We start from the raw sequence: 14,832 nt of genomic DNA, 5'->3' as shown, positions 1-14,832 counted from the left end.
ATGAAACCACATCGACGCCTTCGCTCCAGCACGCCGAGCCACCGCACCGAGCACCTGCTCGCTACGGCGTGGAGCCACCACCCATGCCCTAAGCTCGAAGCATGCTGCCGCGCAGTGTTGATGCCGTGGTGATCGGTTCGGGGCCGAATGGGCTGGTGAGCGCGATCACGCTTGCCGACGCGGGCTGGGACGTGCTCGTGCTGGAGGCCGCCGACACGTTCGGCGGTGCCGTCCGGTCGACTGAGGACGGCGGTTGGATCAGCGATCGTTTCAGTTCGAACTACCCGCTCGGGGTCGCGTCACCGGTGCTCCGGGCGCTGGAGCTCGAGAAGTTCGGCCTGAAATGGGCGCATGCGCCGCTCCCGCTCGTCCATCTGCTCGACGCCGACGGCGCCGCGGCCGCGATCCACCCGGATCCGGAGGACACGGCGAAGTCGCTCGGTGCCGAGCACCCGGGTGACGGTGACGCGTGGTTGCGCCTCTATCAGCAGTACGTGTCGGTCCGGGAGCCGTTGCTGAACGCGCTGCTCACCACCTGGCCGCCGCTCGGACCGGGGCTGAAACTGGCCCGGAAGCTCGGTTCGGCGGGGGAGTTGCTGCGGTTCGCGCGGTTCATGGCGATGCCGATGCACCGGATGGGTCAGGAGCTGTTCGACGGTCGGCACGGGCCGGCGATCATCGCCGGGAACGCGTTGCACGCGGACGCGCCGCTGTCCGGCAGCGTCAGCGGGACGATGGGCTGGCTGCTCGCGATGATGGCGCAGGACGTCGGCTTCCCGGTCGCGACCGGCGGATCCTCGGCGTTCTCCGGCGCCCTGGTACGACGTGCCGAGCGCGCGGGCGCACTACTCGTCCCAGGTACGCCGGTGACCGGTCTCGAGGTGTCCGCGGGCCGAGTGACCGCCGTACACACGGCGTCCGGTGAGACCGTGACCGTCGACCGCGCCGTCGTCGCGGACACTTCCGCACCGGCGCTGTACGGCGAGTTGTTGCCGCAGGCCCTCATTCCGGCCGGGCTGCGGCGGGACCTGGACGAGCGCTTCGAGTGGGACTACCCGACGGTCAAGCTGAACTTCCGGCTGAACGGCCCGATCCCGTGGACGTCATTGGAGGCACGTTCCGCGGGCGTCGTACACCTCGGCGGTACGGCGGACGACCTCGTGCACCTGTCCGCCGACCTCGACACCGGACGCGTGCCGTCGCAGCCGTTCCTGTTGATCGGGCAGACCACGAAGGCGGATCCGACCCGCTCGCCGGACGGAACCGAGGCGGTCTGGGCGTACGCGCACCTGCCGCGCGGGATCGCCGACGACGCCTCGGCGGAGAAGCTGGCCGGCCGGATGGAACGCGCGATCGAACGGTTCGCTCCCGGCTTCGGCGACCTCGTCATCGGCCGCGACCTGCAGCGTCCGTCGGCGCTGGAGTCCGGGAACGCGGCGCTCGGCTTCGGCGCGCTCGGCGGCGGGACGATGCAGCTCCACCAGCAACTGATCTTCCGCCCGACGATCGGCCTGGGCAGCGCCCGCACGTTCGTCGAGGGCCTGTACCTGGGCAGCTCCGCCATCCACCCCGGCGGCGGCGTCCACGGAGCCTGCGGCCACCTGGCCGCGCGAACCGCCCTCCGCGACGCCTCCCTCCTGGGCCCCCTGACCCGCAAACTCCCGACCGCAACGCTGCGGCACCTGCAGCGCTGAGTCAGGTGTCGCCGTAGCCCGCCTCCCGCGCGATGACGAGGAGATGGGTGCGGTCCCGCGCGTGTAGCTTCGCGAGGATGTTGGAGACGTAGTTGCGGACCGTCTTCGGGCTGAGGCCGAGCCGCGACGCGATCTCCTCGTTGGTTCGTCCCTGGAGGAGTTCGGCGAGCAGCCCGTGCTCGCGCTCGGTGAGGTCCGGGAACGGCAGGTCCGGCCGGCTCGGCGGCCGCAGGATGTGCTCGTGCATCCGGGCGGCGGCTTGCGGACCGAGGACGGCCGAGCCGCGGGCCACGGAGGTGATCGCGCGAACCAGGTCGTCGACGGAGGCGTCCTTCAGCAGGTAACCCCGGGCGCCCGCACGCAGCGCCGGTACCACCGTGTCGTCGTCGTTCATGGTGAGCACGAGCACCGCGACCTCGGGATGGTCGGCGATCAGTTGCCTGGTGGCCGCGATCCCGCCCATGCCGGGCATCCTCAGGTCCATCAGCACCACGTGCGCCTGCACCGTGGCCAGCAGTTCGAGGCACTCCTCCCCGGTGGCGGCCTCGCCGACCACGTCAACCTCGTCGGCCCGGGTACCGAGGAGCGTCTTGACGCCTTCGCGGTAGAACAGGTGGTCGTCGACGATCAGGACCCGGATCGCGCTCATCGGTCTCCTTCCCACAGCGGCAGTACGACGGTCACGCGCGTACCGCCGCCCGGCTCGGCGGCGACCTCGCAACGGCCACCGAGCTCGTCGGCGCGCTCACGCATCGACCTCAGGCCGGTCCCGGATCGCGCTCCGTCGGGGATGCCGCGGCCGTCGTCGACAACCGTGAGGGTGAGCGTCGAGCCGGACATCGACAAGCGCACCGCGGCCTGCGTGGCCGCCGCGTGCCGGGCCGTGTTCGTCAACGCCTCCATGGCGATCCGGTACGCCGCGGTTTCGACTGCTGACCGGAGCGCGGGCAGCGGCGCGGCGTCGACCTGGACCCGCGTACGGGTCGGCAACTGCCGGGCACTCGCCTCGATCGCACCGATCAGGCCGAGTTCGAGCTCGGGCGGATGCAGGGCGCGCACCAGGGCGCGGATCTCGTCGATGACCGACCGGGTCCGCACTCCGACGTCGGTGAGCAGTACCTCGGCTGCTTCCGGATCCTTCCGGACCATCGATCGGGCGACATCCACGCGCTGGTAGAGGCTGGCGAGTGTGGGACCGAGCCCGTCGTGCAGGTCCCGCTGGAGTCGTCGGCGCTCGTCCTCGCGGGCGCCCAGGATCCGCTCCCGGGACCGTCGCAGGTCGTCGTTGAGCGTCGCGGCGCGAATGGCCGCGCCGGCCTGTCGAGCGAGACCGGCGAGCAACTCGCGATCGGCTGCGGTGAGATCGTCCCCAGGAGCGGTGACAACGAGCAGGCTGCCGAGTTGCTGCTCCTGCCAGCAGAGTGCGAACACCTCCTCCCGGCCCGGCGGCGGCACCGGCTGCCCCGGCGGCCAGCTTGCCGCCGGCAACGAGTCGGCCAGGCTGGCGGCGGCGTACGGCAGCTTGAGCGCGACACTCACCTGGCGTGCCAGCGTTTCCAGCACCTCGTCCGGCGGCAGCACCGATTCGAGTTGGCGACCGAGATCGGCGAGTACGGCGTACGGCTCCTTCCGGCGGCCGTACACGAAACGGTCCACCGCACGCTGCGCGCGGACCCGCACAGGCTGGAAGCCGACGCCGAGCAGTACGGCGAGCGCCGTCGGACCGATCAGCTCGTTGTCCCGCCACCACCACGTGCCCAGGACCGTGACGAGCGCGTAGGCGAGGACCACGGCGCCGGCGAGCGTCACGTACACGAGGGTTCGGTTGACCCAGACGTCGATCTCGTACAGCCGGTACCGGAGGATGCCGACCGCGATGGACGCCGGGATCAGCGCGACGATGACGTAACTCGCCAGATAGGCGATGACGCTGGTCAGCAGCCCGCGCCCACTGACCTCGCTCAACAGGTCCTGGATCGGCGTGAGTACGACGAGCAGGACGTAGCCGAACCACAGCACCAACGCGGCCACGACCCCGCGGGTCTGAGTACGTTGTTCCGGTGTGGAGATCTTTCGGTAGCGGTGCACCGCGGCGTACGCGGCCGAGCCGAACAGCGGGACGGTGGGGAGCGACTGTGCCGGACCAGCGGGGTCGTCGAAGCCCAGCCAGGTAACGAAGAGCAGGTACGGCAGCAGTAGCGCCCAGCCTGCGAGAGCCCACCGCGCCCAGCGCTGCCTGATCCGGCCGTCGGGGAAGACGTACATCAGCGGGAACAGCGATACCCACGCCAGGCCCTGGAGGCTACCGAGAAAATCTCCGAGCCAGCCGCCCAGGACGTTCTCGAGGACGTTCGGGATCGCCCCGTTCATCGTGCCGAACAACGCCAGGATCACTGCGGCACTGCAGCGGTACCACGAGTCGGCGCGCCTCAGCAGGAGCAACGCGGCCGCCAGTCCCGCGGCCGCGGGCAGGAGCTGGAGAATCAGGAAGTAGCCCTGCAGCCAGGGCAGGGGAACGTCGCCGGCGGCCTGGCGCAGTCCTTCCTCGGTCCACGGGCCGGACAGCGTCGACAGGACGGGCTCCGGCCGATCGGAAGCGGCCCCGAGCAGCACACCCCAGGAGAACAGCGCCGCGAACGCCGCCACGATCGCGAGCGCCACCGGCCGGCCGAACCGCGCAGCAGGCGTCATCCTGAAACGGTAACCGTCCCGATGTCCCGGGCAACAGGGCCGAACAGCCCGTCGAACTGCCCGGGCGTTCGGGGGTTGTGGACTCTGCTGCCCGGGACGCCGGGCGGCGGATCGTCGGTCTTGTCAGTTCACGAGACCAAGGAGTCCTGTCATGACCCAGATCCTGCCCCGGCTCGTCACCCTGCTGGCCGGTCCGGCCCGCCTGCTGGTGATCGCGCTCGTCCCACTCGTCGCCTTCATGGCGATGGCGCACACGACCGTCGTCGGCGACGCCGCGTCCGACATGACCGCCGCCCAGGTCGACGAACGCGCACTGCCCTGGATCACCGTCGCCGTCCTCTGGATCCTGCCGATCGCGCTCGCCGCGGTCGCGTTCACCGCCATCGCGGCGCGGCTCGGCCGGGGCAGCGCCGTGAAGCCGCTCGCCGTTCTCGGCGTCGTACTCCTGATGGCCTACGTGGTTGCCCAGGCCTGTGTGGTGTGGATCGACAGCGCCGCGGCTCTCGCCGACAGCTCGTGGCTGGCTGCGGCGATCCTGCTGAGCCTGCTCGGATGGTGGTCGGTCGACGTGGCCGCGGTGCTCACCTGCCGGCACCTGTTCAAGCACAAGGTGGCGCCCAGGACCGCGCTCGTCATCGGGATCCTGACCGCGGCCTTCCTGCTTCTCGAGATCGCGATCTACCTGCCGGCCTTGGTCGGCGGGCAAGAGCTTCAGGACACGGTGGGTCTGCCGCCGATGCTGCTGCCGGCACTCTGGGCGATCCTCGGCGGGGTGCTCTGGCGCCAGTCGGCGCAGGCCAACCGCTAGTGTCGAGGTGTGCGACTCGACGAAGCAGGTTGCAGGGCTCGAGTGGCAGCTGCTCGGGTGGGGCGGCTGGCGACCGTCAGCGCGGATCTGCGACCGCACATCGTCCCGGTGACGTACGCCGTACACGCGGACGAACTGTTCATCGCCATCGATCAGAAGCCGAAGTCGACGACGGCCCTGAAGCGGCTGCGGAACATCGCGGCTCATGAGCACGTCGCCGTACTGGTGGACGAGTACGACGAGGACTGGACGCATCTGTGGTGGGTCCGCGTCGACGGGGTCGCCCGCGTGGTCCCCGAGCACCCGCCCGCGGTCGACCTGCTGGTCGCCAAGTACCCGCAGTACGAGGCCGACCCGCCGCAGGGCCCGGTGATCTCGATCCGGGCCCGTGGGTGGTCTGGGTGGTCGTTCAGCTGACGCGTAGGGTTGCCGGGGTGGAGGAGCGCGTGAGTGTGGAGGGGCTGCTGCGGGAGCTTGCGCCGCAGGTGTTGGGGTTTCTGGCTCGGCGGCACGGGCAGTTCGACCTGTGTGAGGATGCCGTACAGGAGGCGTTGCTGGCGGCGGCGACGCAGTGGCCGGTGGACGGCGTACCGGCGAATCCGCGGGGTTGGCTGATCACGGTCGCGACGCGGCGGCTCACCGACGCCTTCCGGAGCGAGAACGCGCGGCGGCGGCGCGAGGACAACGTCGCGGCGATGGCCGGTCCTGAGGAGCTGGTTTCGCCTGGCGCCGACGTGGACGAGGCACCCGACACCGACGACACGTTGACGTTGCTGTTCCTGTGCTGCCACCCGGCGGTGACGCCCGCCTCGCAGGTCGCGTTGACGTTGCGGGCCGTCGGCGGTCTGACCACCGCGGAGATCGCGCGCGCGTTTATGGTGCCGGAGGCAACGATGGCGCCGCGGATCAGCCGGGCGAAGAAGAGCATCAAGGCGGCGGGCAGCCGGTTCGTGATGCCGCCCGAGCCGGAGCGGGCCGAGCGGCAACGCGTCGTACTGCAGGTGCTGTACCTGATCTTCAACGAGGGCTACACGGCCAGCTCGGGCGAGGAGTTGCAGCGGGTCGAGCTGACGGCCGAGGCGATCCGTCTGACGCGGATGCTGCGAGCCGCGCTGCCCGACGACGGTGAGGTCGCGGGCCTGCTGGCGTTGATGTTGCTGACCGACTCCCGCCGGGCTGCGCGGACGACCGCGGACGGCGGCCTGGTGCCGATCGACGAGCAGGACCGGTCGTTGTGGGACCGCGCGCAGATCACCGAAGGCGCCGACCTGATCCTGCACACGCTGCAGCAGGGCGCGGCCGGGCCGTACCAGTTGCAGGCCGCGATTGCCGCCGTCCATGCGGAGGCACCGAGCGCGGACGAGACCGACTGGGAGCAGATCCACGCGCTGTACCTGCTGCTGGAGAAGCTCGCACCGAACCCGATGGTGACGCTCAACCGCGCGATCGCCCTCGCCCAGGTCGACGGTCCGCAGGCGGGTCTCGAACTGCTCGCGACCCTCCAAGACGACAAGAACATCACCGAAACGCACCGGCTGGACGCGGTCCGCGCGCACCTGTATGAGCGCGCGGGGGAGCGGGCCAAGGCACACGAGCATTACCTGGCCGCAGCCCGCCGTACGACGAGCCTCCCGGAGCAGCGCTATCTGCAAGCGAAAGCCGACGCGGTCACGGGATGAGCCGGTAGAAACGCCAGTACGTCGTCTGGAACGGGAGAACCTGCGTCTCCCGGAAGCCGGCGTCCGTGGCGTAGCGCCGCAGCGTGGCAGGCCTCATCACCGCTCCGGTCGCGGCCGACTCCGGATCGCCCATCGCGCTCGGCAGGCACGACATCAGGCTCCAGCCGTAGTGATAGCGCTCTACGTCGGATGCGGGTGCGGTGAACTCCTCCTCGACGAGCTCGTCCGCGATCAGCACCGTTCCGCCAGGCGCCAGCATCTGCCGCGCGGTGCGCAGCGCGTCGACCGGTCGCGGCATGTCGTGCAGCGCCTCGAGGATCGTGACCAGATCGAACTGCCCGCTCTGGGTGGCCGCGTCAGCGACCGAGAAGCTGACCCGGTCGGCGAGCCCGGCGTCCGCGGCATGACGCGTCCCGGCGGCGATCGCGGCCTCGTCGAGGTCGACGCCGCGAACGGTGATCCGCGGGTAGGACCGCGCCATCGCGATCGAGGACCAGCCCGTACCGCAGGCGAAGTCGGCGACCCGGGCCGGCGGGTCGGCGCGCAGCCGCTCGTCGATCTCGGGGATGGCCGGCAGCCACTCCGCGCCCAGAAGGTTCAGATAGCTTGCCCGGTTGGGATCGGCGCGTCCCTCCGGTCCCCAGGGAAGCGGAGGTGGTGCGCCGCCGGTGCGGTACGCCTCGACCAGGTCGGGCAGCATCCGCGCCGCCCGGGCGAGCTCGACGCCTTTGTAACCGTGGTAGTCGGCGTTGTCCGGGTCCGCGAGGACCGGGACGAACTCAGGCGGAAGGGTGTAACGCCGTGCGGTCGGCGCCGCGGTGGTGTCGTCGACGTCGAGGAGCCCGCTGGCCGCGTGGTGTTCGAGCCACTCGCGGATGTAGCGCTCCGCCGTACCCGTCCGTTCGGCCAGCTCGACGGACGTGGCGGGGCCGTGCTCGGCGAGCGCCCGGTACAGGCCCAGTCGCTCGCCGAGGTAGACGGCGTACAGCTCGAGCGCCGCACCGGCGTTCCGGAAGAGGCGCTCTACGAGTGCGTTGGTCCGGTCCATGGAGTGGATCGTACTGAACGGGAAAGCGTGACCTGGGTTGTAACTTCGGTTTACAGTAGTGGCATGAGCATTCAGGAGCGGACGCATGGGCGGCGGGACGCGATCGGTGTCGGGGTCGCCCTGCTGAACCGGCTGGCCCAGTGGCGGGCGATCGACCGGCTCGGGCTGCGGAAGCCGGCCGAGCGGGCGGTGTTCGAGGCGACCAAGACCGGTTTCCGGACTGCGGGAGCGCTCTCCCGGCGTTTCTCGGCGGCGTCGAAGCTGGCCGCGCCGTCCCGGCTGCCCGCGGCGAAGGGGACCGGGCGGTTCGACCTGACGCCGACCGAGGACCAGCAGATGATGGTCGACGTCGTCCGCTCGTTCGCCGCCGACGTACTGCGTCCAGCTGCCGCCGCCGCGGACACCACGTGCACGACGGAGCCTGAGGTCCTGGAGTCGTCGGCCGAGCTCGGGCTGAGCCTGATCGAGGTCCCGGAGGAGCTCGGCGGCATCGTCACCGAGCGGTCCGCGATGACCGGCGTCCTGGTCGCCGAGGCGCTCGCGCACGGCGACCTGGGGCAGGCTGTCGCCTGTTTGGCGCCGTCCGCGGTGAGTACGGCGATCTCGCTGTGGGGCGATGAGACGCAGCAGGCGACGTACCTCCCGGCCTTCACCGGCTCGTCGGTGCCGGCCGCGGCGCTCGCGCTGCTCGAGCCGCGGCCGTTGTTCGATCCCTTCGAGCTGCAGACGCGGTTCACCGGTGGGCTGCTGAACGGTGTGAAGTCGTTGGTGCCGCGGGCCGCCGAGGCGGAGCTGTTCGTCATCGGCGCGCAGACCGACGCCGGGCCGCGGTTGTTCGTGGTGGAGCCGGACCATCCGGGTGTGACGATCGAGGCCGAGCCGTCGATGGGGTTGCGGGCTGCTTCGTTGAGCCGGGTGCTGCTGACTGATGTGCCGGCGGTGCCTCTGGGCTCGGTCGAGGATTATGCCGAGTGCGTGCGGTTGTCGCGGCTCGGGTGGTGCGCGCTGTCGTTGGGTACGGCGCGGGCGGTGCTCGACTACGTCACGCCGTACGTCAACGAACGCACCGCCTTCGGCGAGCCGATCAGCCATCGGCAGTCGGTGGCGTTCATGGTCGCGAACATCGGGATCGAGCTCGAGGGCATGAAGCTGGTGACGTACCGGGCCGGATCGCGTGCCTCTCAGGGCCTTCCGTTCGCACGGGAGGCGGCGTTGGCGCGGCGGCTGTGTACGGAGAAGGGCATGCAGATCGGGACCGACGGCGTACAGCTGCTCGGCGGGCACGGGTTCGTGAAGGAACATCCGGTGGAGCGGTGGTACCGCGACCTACGGGCGATCGGCGTGATGGAAGGTGCGGTGCTGGTCTGATGATCAACCTCGAGACTCCTCGCAAGTTCAGGGCCTTCGTCAACCAGGCGCATCAGGTCGCGGCCGAGATGCTGCGGCCGAACTCGCGCCGGTACGACCTGGCTGAGCACGAGTACCCGGTTGAGCTGGACATGCTCGCCGCGATGGTCGACGGATTAGGTGCCTCGGGCACCGGTTCCGGCGCGGGCGCTTCGGGCGTACGACGTACCGCTGCCGCCGAGGACGGCGTCGTGAACGGGTCGAACCTGTCGTCGGTGCTGTCGATCATGGAGATGTGCTGGGGTGACGTCGGGCTGCTGCTGTCGATGCCACGCCAGGGCCTCGGCAACTCGGCGATCGCGTCCGTCGCGTCGGACGAGCAACTGCAGCGCTTCGACGGCGTGTGGGCCGCGATGGCGATCACCGAACCGGGCTGCGGCTCGGACTCGGCCGGCATCCAGACCACGGCGCGGCTCGACGGCGATGCGTACGTGCTGAACGGCGAGAAGATCTTCGTCACCGCCGGCGGCCGCTGCGACGCGGTCGTCGTCTGGGCGACGCTCGACAAGTCGCTCGGACGCGCCGCGATCAAGTCGTTCGTGGTCATGAAGGACACACCCGGGATGACCGTCGAACGCCTGGAGCACAAGCTCGGCATCCGGGCCTCTGACACCGCGACGATCCGCTTCGAGAACTGCCGCGTCCCACGCGAGAATCTCCTGGGATCTGCGGACATCGACAAGGGCTTCGCCGGTGTCATGCAGACCTTCGACAACACCCGCCCCCTGGTCGCAGCGATGGCGGTCGGCTGCGCCCGCGCGTCGCTCGAACTCACGCGGGAGCTGCTGTCCGAAGCCGGCGTACACATCGACTACGACCGCCCCGTCCACCTGCAGTCCGCCGCGGCCGCGACGTACCTCGCCATGGAAGCCGACTGGGAAGCCGCCTACCTCCTCACCCTCCAGGCCGCCTGGATGGCCGACAACGGCCGACCCAACTCCCTCCAAGCCTCCATAGCCAAAGCCAAAGCCGGCCGCACCGCCAACGACATAACCCTCCGCTGCGTAGAACTAACCGGCCCCCTCGGCTACTCCGAACACCACCTCCTCGAAAAATGGTCCCGAGACAGCAAAATCCTCGACATCTTCGAGGGAACCCAACAAATCCAGCAACTGATCATCGCCCGCCGGCTGCTGGGAAAGACCTCCGCCGAGCTGAAATAGCCTGGTGTCACGGCTTCCGGCTTGCTCTGACTTCCTCTCAGAGCAAGCCGGGACCTCGATCGATCAAGTCGCGACGGCCGGTCAGGCCGGCACGAACCTCACGGCGCTGGTGCGGAGCCAGCCGGTGCCCGCTGCGTTGGTGACGGTGACGTGGGCTGTGGTGCCGGCAGTGAAGGCATAGCGGCCGAGGTGGACCCAGCGGAGACCGCCGGTGGTCTGGTCGAGGGTGGTCGCGTCGGATCCGGCCGTGTGGGTGACGGTGTAGCGGGCGGCGGTGGTGCTGTTCACGTGGTTCGGCACCCAGGCGTAGACGTCGTACTCGCCGCTGGTCTCCAGGGTAGGGCGCCAGTCGGCGGTCGCCGTGGGGGTGTTGCTGGTGCGGGTCGAGGTGCCCTGCCAGCCCTGGACGCTCGATGCGGTCCAGGTCCCGGTCTCGGTGTAGCCGGCGTCGTTGATCCCGACGACAGCCATCGGCTTCGGTGTCACCGATACGGTCGTCGGCTTCGACTCGTTGCCGCTCTGGTCAACTACGGTGACCGCGAGGGTATGGGCGACGTTGTTGGTGAGGTCTCGCACGGGGAAGCCGAGTGCGCGCGATTGTGCGTCCGCCGGGTTGCCGGTCGGTACGTGGGTGATTCTCCGGCCGTCGACGTACACGTTGTATCCGTGCAGGTCGACCTCGGTGCTCTGCGGCCAGTACAGCACCGCGCCGCCGTTGGTTGCCTCGGCGGAGACTTCCGTCGATGGCACCGGGGGCGCCTTGTCCACGGGGACGTGAATCACGAACGGCGTCGACGGTGCCGACTCCTTGCCGCCCCGACCGACCGAGGTCACGGTGACCCGGTGCGTTTGCCCGGCAAGCAGTTCGTACATCCGGAACGAGCTACCGCGGACCGGCTGCCAGGTGACTCGGTTCCCGTCGAGATACACGTGGTACCCGATCGCGCCGGTCGGCTGCCATCGGACCTGGAGGACCTGGTCGCCGTTCGACACGTTCGGCCGCGCGAAGGCGGTCACCGCACTAGGTGCTGACGGCAACTGTTCGTGGGCAGACGCCGGCAGGAACTTCACGGCGTCGGCCCGCGCGACTCCGGCAGCCATCCGATTCAGCTCCACCGCACCCTTGTTGCCGGCCTTGAATGCGAAGTTCCCCAGCTTGACCCACCGATCCACCCCAAGGCTCAGATCAGGAGCGACCGTACTGGTTCCACCGGCATGCGTGACGGTGTACGTCGGCGGCGTGCCTTGATCAGCGCCGACGCGAACGAACCGCACCACGTTGGTCCGCAGATAACCCCGCCCCGCGGCGTTCGCGATCATGATCCGCCCGGCCGTCCCGGCGGCGAAATCGTAGGTGCCCAGCGACAACCACTGTTTGCCACCTGTCGTCTGATTGATGTCAACGGAACTCTGACCACCCGGGTGATCGACGGTGTAGCGCGCTGCGGTGGTGCTGATCGGGTCGTTGGGCACCCAGGCGGAGACCTCGTACTGCCCGGCGATCGGCAGATCCGGTCGCCACTCGGCCGTGGCCTTGGTGTCGTTCGTCGTCCTGGTCGCCGTACCGTCCCAACCGGTCAAACTCGAGCCGGACCACGCACCGGACTCCGTGTAGCCGGGATCGCTGACGCCGACCCGGATCTCGCTGTCCTGCCGGCCGTCCGGGATCCAGGCATAGACGTCGTACGTCGTACTGTGCGGCAACGTCGGCGCCCAGCGCGCCGTCGCGGCCGGATCGCCCGACCATCGAGTGTCCTGGCCGCGCCAACCGGTCACGGAGCTCGAGGACCGCCAGGTTCCTTGTTCGCTGTAACCGGTCTGATCGTTGTCCACGACAACTGCCGGAACGAACTTCACGGCGTCGGCGCGCAGGGTGCCGCTGCCCGCCGGATCGGACGTGACGCGCACTCCCTGACCACGGCCGGGCGTCATCCGGTAAGCGCCGAGGCTCACCCATTGCTGACCGGCGCTGTCTTGGTTCACGACGGCGGCGGTCTGGCCGCCGTCATGACTGACGGTGTAACGAGCGGCCTTCTGGCCGGTGTGCAGGAAGCTCGGATTCCAGACGAACACCTCGTACGACTGCTCGGCCGGCAACTGCGGTCGCCAGGTGGCCGATGCAGTGGGGTCGTCGGTGCGTCGTACGTCCTTGTTCTGAAAGCCGAACGTTTGGTGGTGTCCGTCGGTCACGTCATCGGTCCACGTGCCGGTCTCGACATACTGCGGGGTGCCGTTGTCGACCACGACCGTGCCGGCGGACACGTCGGCGTCCGGCTGGACCGGAGCGTAGTACCGGAAGTAGTCCCAGGCCGTTTCGCCCGGCAGGTCGGTCTCGTCGACGGGTGCGGTGAATCCGAGGGTCGTGAGCCAGATGTTCTGCAGGCCGTGCGGTCCGGGCTTCGGTAGGACGCGCGTCAGTTGGCCGTCGATGAAGTACCGGACCTGGCTCGGCGTCCATTCGAAGCCGTAGACGTGGTAGCCGTCGGAGGAATCCGGACCGCGGTACACGCCGCCGGGGTTGCCGACGTGCTGCGGCACGAACCAGTGCGAGACCTGGCTGAACACGTCCGGCGCGTGCGAGTCGACCTCGAAACCGTCGATCTCGTTCACCCGGTTGTTCGGGCCCTTGTACTGCGGGGTGTCGGGCACGTAGTCGGACAGCCCGGTCGTCCAGAACGCCGAGTGGAACCCCTGGTCGCCCCACAGTTTCGCGCGCGTCTCGTAGTACCCGTAGCCGAAGGTCTTCCGGCTGATCACGCCGCCGCAGGTGTACGGCATCCCGTTGCGGTCCTCGCGTTTCAACGCGATCCGCAGCGAACCGTCGGCGACCGAGACGTTGCCTGGGCTGTTGGAGCAGAGCGCCTTCTCGCCCTCCCGGTAGAACCACGAGTCGGTATCGGGCCCCGCCCCGTTGAATTCGTCGGACCAGGCGAGCTGATACCCCGGAACCGGCAACGCCGGCGCTGGCTCCACAGATGATGCCGGCGCCGTGTTCACCAGTCCCGCGGCGAGCAGCACGGCGACGATGCCGGCACGGACAGACTTGCGGACTTTCACGAAGGTGACCTCCTAGATTGACCGCACGAACTTGACAGCGTCGGCGCGGATACAGCCCACCCCGTCACGATCGATCCGCACGATGTACGACGTACCAGCGGTAAAGGCGTGGTTGCCGAGCAGGACCCAGCCACTGGCCTGTGTCAGATCGACCTCGGACCGGATCAGCGCGGTGCTGCCGTTCCAGACCGTGACGGGTGCGTCGACCTGTCCGCCGGCGCCACCGGCCCGGTAGAAGTAGACGTCGTACGTTCCCGTGGCCGGGGGAGCGACAGTCCAACGTCCGGCTGTCCCGCCGTCGCAGGAGTAGCGCCCGGTCAGGCCCGCGAAGCCTCGGATGCCGGACGTTCCCCAGCCGGTGCCGATCTCGGAGTAGGTGCCGCCGGGGGTGTCGTTGTCGGCGTACGCGTCACGCTGGTAGTACCGGAAGTAGTCGAACTGAACCTTCCCGGGAAGCGCGCTTTCGTCCACCGGATTCTCCAGCGGTTTGTAGGCGATCGCAGTCAGCCACACGTTGAGATAGTTGTGCACGTAGCTGTCGGCCGAGTACGCCGCCGGTACGTCGCCTTCTTCGACAAGAGTGCCGTCGACGGAGAACTTGACCGAGTCTTCCAGCCACTCGAACCCGTACGTGTGAAAGGCGGCCGAGGTGTCGAAGGTGAGGTCGTAGACGTTGCTGGAGGGGGTGTATCCCTGCCCCCAGGCGATCACGTTGTGCCGGATCTTCCCCGGCAGATTCGAGTCGACCTCGAAGCCGTCGATCTCGGTCTGCGGGCTGGAGCCACCGTTCTCCGCCGCCCAGAAAGAGGAATGCCAGCCGCTGCCCGCATTCGTCTTTGCCCGGGTCTCGTAGTAGCCGTAGCGCAGCCGGCGCTTACTGATCAGACCGCCACCTGTGTACGCGCCATTCGAGTCCACCGTGTCCTGACAGTTCTCACCGGCCGTGTTCCTCGGACACAGAGAGATCGTCATCGAACCACCGCTGACCGCGACGTTCTCGGCCCGCTGCTGGCTGCCTTTCGTGTCCGTCCGGAAACTCCACTCCGCGGTGTCCGGGGCGTTGCCGTCGAACTCGTCGGCCCACGCCAGCTCATAGCCAGCCGCCGGCGCGTCCGCGGCTGACGCGGCCGATACCGGCGCCAACGCGGCAGTCATCAGCGTGGCAGCCAATAGTCCACGAGCAGTCTTGGCCAGTCTCATGGCGAGACGCTAGCACTTCATATCTACTATGTGAATGTCTCATCCCTATGATCGCTAACCGATGTGATATGCGTTTTCATCTACG

At 69.0% G+C, this 14,832-nt stretch carries 11 protein-coding genes; 6 read left to right on the top strand and 5 right to left on the bottom strand.

The window, feature by feature from the left end:
- Nucleotides 1–101: 101 nt before the first annotated feature.
- Nucleotides 102–1,694, top strand: coding sequence for a phytoene desaturase family protein (locus ACLJOO_RS40180; RefSeq protein ID WP_410793316.1), 1,593 nt, complete (start codon nt 102–104; stop codon nt 1,692–1,694).
- A 1-nt stretch (nt 1,695) separates the two neighbouring features.
- Here the strand turns inward: ACLJOO_RS40180 and ACLJOO_RS40175 are convergent, their stop codons facing one another.
- Complete coding sequence (locus ACLJOO_RS40175; RefSeq protein WP_410793314.1) at nt 1,696–2,343, bottom strand: response regulator transcription factor; 648 nt, start codon at nt 2,341–2,343, stop codon at nt 1,696–1,698.
- Nucleotides 2,340–4,385: a sensor histidine kinase gene (locus ACLJOO_RS40170; protein ID WP_410793312.1), complete on the bottom strand. Its 2,046-nt coding sequence runs from the start codon at nt 4,383–4,385 to the stop codon at nt 2,340–2,342. Before ACLJOO_RS40170 ends, ACLJOO_RS40175 begins: the two co-directional genes overlap by 4 nt.
- 151 nt (nt 4,386–4,536) lie before the next feature.
- On the opposite strand from ACLJOO_RS40170, the gene ACLJOO_RS40165 reads away from it, so the two are divergent.
- The 3 genes from ACLJOO_RS40165 to ACLJOO_RS40155 are packed head-to-tail and all read left to right on the top strand — an operon-like array spanning nt 4,537 to nt 6,872.
- The gene (locus tag ACLJOO_RS40165; RefSeq protein ID WP_410793311.1) at nt 4,537–5,193 is read left to right on the top strand and encodes a hypothetical protein; all 657 of its coding nucleotides are present in this window, start codon (nt 4,537–4,539) and stop codon (nt 5,191–5,193) included.
- Between the two features lie 9 nt (nt 5,194–5,202).
- Nucleotides 5,203–5,610 carry a TIGR03668 family PPOX class F420-dependent oxidoreductase gene (locus ACLJOO_RS40160; RefSeq protein ID WP_410793309.1) on the top strand — a complete coding sequence of 136 codons (408 nt, stop codon included), beginning with the start codon at nt 5,203–5,205 and terminating at the stop codon, nt 5,608–5,610.
- A gap of 29 nt (nt 5,611–5,639) precedes the next feature.
- On the top strand, nt 5,640–6,872 hold the full coding sequence (locus ACLJOO_RS40155) for an RNA polymerase sigma factor (RefSeq protein ID WP_410793308.1): 1,233 nt from the start codon (nt 5,640–5,642) through the stop codon (nt 6,870–6,872).
- Here ACLJOO_RS40155 and ACLJOO_RS40150 read toward each other — a convergent pair.
- The gene (locus ACLJOO_RS40150) at nt 6,862–7,920 is read right to left on the bottom strand and encodes a class I SAM-dependent methyltransferase (RefSeq protein ID WP_410793307.1); all 1,059 of its coding nucleotides are present in this window, start codon (nt 7,918–7,920) and stop codon (nt 6,862–6,864) included. The genes ACLJOO_RS40155 and ACLJOO_RS40150 overlap by 11 nt on opposite strands.
- Before the next feature lie 63 nt (nt 7,921–7,983).
- Between ACLJOO_RS40150 and ACLJOO_RS40145 the strand changes: the two genes are divergently transcribed.
- Nucleotides 7,984–9,288, top strand: coding sequence for an acyl-CoA dehydrogenase family protein (locus ACLJOO_RS40145; protein WP_410793305.1), 1,305 nt, complete (start codon nt 7,984–7,986; stop codon nt 9,286–9,288).
- On the top strand, nt 9,288–10,490 hold the full coding sequence (locus tag ACLJOO_RS40140; RefSeq protein ID WP_410793304.1) for an acyl-CoA dehydrogenase family protein: 1,203 nt from the start codon (nt 9,288–9,290) through the stop codon (nt 10,488–10,490). Before ACLJOO_RS40145 ends, ACLJOO_RS40140 begins: the two co-directional genes overlap by 1 nt.
- 81 nt (nt 10,491–10,571) lie before the next feature.
- Here ACLJOO_RS40140 and ACLJOO_RS40135 read toward each other — a convergent pair whose 3' ends face one another.
- Together ACLJOO_RS40135 and ACLJOO_RS40130 are read right to left on the bottom strand one after the other, a co-directional pair.
- Entirely contained in the window at nt 10,572–13,547 is a 2,976-nt protein-coding gene (locus ACLJOO_RS40135; RefSeq protein WP_410793302.1) for a family 16 glycosylhydrolase, read from the bottom strand.
- 12 nt (nt 13,548–13,559) lie between these two features.
- On the bottom strand, nt 13,560–14,747 hold the full coding sequence (locus ACLJOO_RS40130) for a family 16 glycosylhydrolase (RefSeq protein WP_410793300.1): 1,188 nt from the start codon (nt 14,745–14,747) through the stop codon (nt 13,560–13,562).
- Nucleotides 14,748–14,832 lie beyond the last annotated feature (85 nt).

This window comes from Kribbella sp. C-35 (genome assembly GCF_046549195.1).
Classification (GTDB): Bacteria; Actinomycetota; Actinomycetes; order Propionibacteriales; family Kribbellaceae; genus Kribbella.
This window is presented reverse-complemented; position numbering and strand designations above follow the sequence as displayed.

Bases quoted from the DNA above. Each gene is read 5' to 3' on its own strand.
- ACLJOO_RS40180 (WP_410793316.1), top strand. From the start codon at position 102: ATGCTGCCGCGCAGTGTTGATGCCGTGGTGATCGGTTCGGGGCCGAAT.
- ACLJOO_RS40175 (WP_410793314.1), bottom strand. From the start codon at position 2,343: ATGAGCGCGATCCGGGTCCTGATCGTCGACGACCACCTGTTCTACCGC.
- ACLJOO_RS40170 (WP_410793312.1), bottom strand. From the start codon at position 4,385: ATGACGCCTGCTGCGCGGTTCGGCCGGCCGGTGGCGCTCGCGATCGTG.
- ACLJOO_RS40165 (WP_410793311.1), top strand. From the start codon at position 4,537: ATGACCCAGATCCTGCCCCGGCTCGTCACCCTGCTGGCCGGTCCGGCC.
- ACLJOO_RS40150 (WP_410793307.1), bottom strand. From the start codon at position 7,920: ATGGACCGGACCAACGCACTCGTAGAGCGCCTCTTCCGGAACGCCGGT.
- ACLJOO_RS40145 (WP_410793305.1), top strand. From the start codon at position 7,984: ATGAGCATTCAGGAGCGGACGCATGGGCGGCGGGACGCGATCGGTGTC.
- ACLJOO_RS40140 (WP_410793304.1), top strand. From the start codon at position 9,288: ATGATCAACCTCGAGACTCCTCGCAAGTTCAGGGCCTTCGTCAACCAG.
- ACLJOO_RS40130 (WP_410793300.1), bottom strand. From the start codon at position 14,747: ATGAGACTGGCCAAGACTGCTCGTGGACTATTGGCTGCCACGCTGATG.